Annotated in this window: 2 protein-coding genes and 1 pseudogene; all 3 read right to left on the reverse strand. The window is 53.1% G+C overall.

Annotated features, from left to right (window positions below):
* The coding region (locus tag ABX962_RS32820; protein ID WP_372725906.1) for a transposase at positions 1–1,165 on the reverse strand (1,165 nt) is incomplete at its 3' end.
* A 145-nt stretch (positions 1,166–1,310) separates the two neighbouring features.
* The gene (locus tag ABX962_RS32825; protein WP_372725907.1) at positions 1,311–2,633 is read right to left on the reverse strand and encodes a sulfatase; all 1,323 of its coding nucleotides are present in this window, start codon (positions 2,631–2,633) and stop codon (positions 1,311–1,313) included.
* A gap of 65 nt (positions 2,634–2,698) precedes the next feature.
* Positions 2,699–3,491: pseudogene (locus tag ABX962_RS32830) on the reverse strand (hypothetical protein); the annotation flags it as partial.

The raw sequence follows: 3,491 nt of genomic DNA on the forward strand, positions 1-3,491 counted from the left end.
CTGAGACTTGGCCACCGGGGCAAGTCACTCGTGTTTTGTCCTCATTCAATTGAAACTCACTCGCAGCAAAGCCGATTGTTTTTTCGCGTGCCGCTGGCGGCGTTATGACTTCGACAGCCAAGCCTGCAGGATCTTCAAGAGTGCGAAGCATTGACCCATTAAAACCGCAGCCATCAATTGATATCTGTTCGATCTGGTTGCCATGAGTTTGCTGTTCCATCTCGATCAAGTGGATGGTGTCGTTGGCCTCTGCGCCGTTGGCAGGAATCACTTCCACCTCGGTGATTAATTGACTCTCAGCATCCATCATCACGTCGACCATATAGCCTTCGTAAAAATTGCCATGCATACCACGCCTAGCATCGGAGTCAACCACGCTGAGCGTGCGGTCACCTTGACCAGGCTGCTGGCAATCCCGGACGATCTTTTCCGCCAAATGGCGAATCGCCGCAAGTTTCTTCCACAGCGAACCGCATTTTGGCGATGGGGGTTCGGGCGGTTGCTCTTGCAACCATTTCAGGATATCGATGACGAGTTCCAACCGAGATTGCAGTTTAACCTCCACTTCAGCCTGAGCGGTTTCAAGGCGAACCTGCTCCGCTTTAATTTCGAACCCGATGGCGGATTGCGGATCAATTTGCCGGACGATGTCCAGCATCCTGTTTCGCAGTTGAGCCAACAAATTGAGCGTGGTGGGAATGGCGACATTGGCCAAGACATGACTAGCGTCTTTGAGCCGTAGCCGATCTTTGAGCAAGTCTTGCGCGCGAGCCGCGCTGATGAGTTGATTGAAGACCCTTTTAAACCCTTCGGCTCCCAACCGCCCCCGAAATCGGGTCAACGAGGAGGAGTTTGGCAACGGGGAGCAGATCGGGACCTGCAGGAACCAGCGGAAAAGCAGATCGGTTTGACAACGTTCGATCACCTTCGCGTCGGACAGCCGATAGAAAAAGCTAAGGAATTCCAGCTTGAGCATGATCAGCGGAAGGATCGCAGGCTGTCCATACTTTTCACAGTAAAACGAACGGACCTGGGCATCCAGAGCGGTCCAGTCGATCAATTCGAGGGCATCCAGCAGCGGTGACTCCGTCGGAAGCACTCTATTGTAGATCGCAAGGTCAGAGTCAGGAATCTTGTAGAACTTGTCAGTCCAAGGCGCCAGCATCTTTTTACCCTCAAGAAAAGAATCGACACACTTTCATTCTACGCATCTCCATGGCCCCCGACTAATTCAGCAGTCTCCTGCGTTTGGGAGAGGTGCCAGAAATGCCTGAGCAAACCTAGAAATAAAAGGTATTACACCTGCTGAACTACTCGGCGTCCCACCATGCGTTGATCGCATCGGTCATCGATTTGACCCTCTGGGGATGCTCGGCAGCGAATTCGCGGTTCTCGTGCGGATCTTGTTTGAGGTTATATAGCTCTGGCTTTTCGCCCTGCATTCGACTCGAAGGCAAAATCAGCTTCCAATCGCCTTGGATCATCCAGCGGTAACGCAAACTCGCGGCCGGATCGTCCAGCGATTGAATGTCGTGCTCAAAGATTTCACCAAAGAGTGCATCGCGTGACTCGCGTTTGCTCTTGTCCAACAAGTTGATGCCCGGCAGATTTCGGTCAGTTTCAACTCCGACTGCCGCCAACACGGTGGGCACGAGGTCGATCGAAGAAGCCAACGTTTCTTTGTCCATTTGTGACGTGACGTGGCCTGGCCATTTGATCATGATCGGAGTTCGCGTGCCGCCTTCGTTAGGACTTCGTTTGCTGCGAGGTGCATAGCGGCTCGCACTCAGTTCGTTGATCCACCCGTTATCGGTCACGTAGATCACGATTGTATTTTCGGCGAGCCCACGCTCGTCGAGCGACGCAAACAACTGACCACACGTTTCGTCAAACCACTCACACATCGCCCAGTACTTGGCCATTGGCAACGAGTCGGTTTTGGAGGTGTACTTGTCCAAAATCCGCTGCGGTGGGTTGTGGGGTGTATGTGGCAAAAACGGAGCGTACCAAACAAAGAACGGGTCGTCGTTTTCTTTGCAGCTGTCAAGAAACGAATCGATTGGTTCCATGCCGGTGCGTCCGATTTGCAATCCCTTGTCACCATGTCGTCCATCTTTGGTGAAATCGCCCTGCGTCATTCCTTCGCTGAATCCACCACGCTTGTAGTTGCCTTCCCACCATTTGCCGGTTTGCAGCGATCGATACCCCAGCGGTGCCAAGTAATCGGGAAGCGTTTTCATGTTGTCGATATGCGACAGATAGGCTTCGCGGTTCTTGACGTATTCAGGTTGCGTATGGTTAGGACGTTTTCGGCCCTCGCTCATTCCTTCCCACGGCGGGTCATTGCCAACGACACCATGTTGGTGCGGATACAGCCCCGTGATGATCGTCGAAAGCGACGGACGACACAGACTGTTCGGCACATAGCCACGAGTGAACGTCAAACTTTCGCGAGCGAGTTGATCCAAATGTGGAGTCTGAATCGCATCGTGCCCCATGAACGAATAGTCGCCCCATGCTTGGTCGTCCGACAGAATCATGACCACATTAGGCTTGCTTTCTTGAGCAAGCGATATCGTGGCGACAAGCGAGAAGAAAAGCAAAGATGCAAATCGAGAAAACCGAACGAGCATGAACAAACCTAGTTACTGGAGAGATAGGGAAAGGGGAGGGAGTGCGGCCAAACGTGGCCGGTATTTTACGGTAAAACTTCGACGATGATCGGGTGGGTGGTCACGCCTCCATTGGCATTGGCGTTCAAGAAGAACGTGCGGCGTCCGGGCACCGAGGTGGGATCCGCAGTCAGAAAGAACTCTCGTTCGTTGCTGCCCGCCAAAATCAACAAACCATTCAGCCCGATGTTGTCAACATAAACGCCTTGAGTCGCATTTCGCCCCGAGTCTTCTTTGCCAAAAGAGACTTCGTTGTCAAAACCGGCTTTGCGTCTCAGCCGCACACGAGCTGAAACGGTTTCACCACGACGGACCTGCAAAACCCAAGTTTCATCTTCCGCCACATCATGATCCAGAGGATGCAAACTGGGAATCACACTAGGAGCGTCGGCAAGCTTGATTTTGCTTAATTGACCCGCCTGGCGTTCGACATGTCGCCCCAATACGTCCGCCGTTGCGACAACATTGACGTTAATCTCGCCTTGCCACTGGGCCACGTCTTCGTCCGATATGATTTCGGGAACCCACAATGTTCCAACCGCCGATCGTTGACCGGATTCAATCACGATGGGTGAGTTCGAGACAACCGATTTCGGTAAACCGTCGAGGGTAAACGTAACAGGGCCATCAAAGCCGTCGATGCGATCCACTCGAACGATAAACTCGCGTCCCGTGCCTTTAAAAATGGGGCCTTTCAGTTGAGTGATCGAGGGGCGGAAACTCGGCGTCGCGGCGCGGACACCAAGCCGATATTGAAATACTTCGCCCCCCTCGCCTCGCGTGTCGGTAATGCGAACCTTGAAAGTCCCATCATGTGGC

Source organism: Novipirellula sp. (genome assembly GCF_041583735.1).
Taxonomy (GTDB): Bacteria; Planctomycetota; Planctomycetia; order Pirellulales; family Pirellulaceae; genus Novipirellula.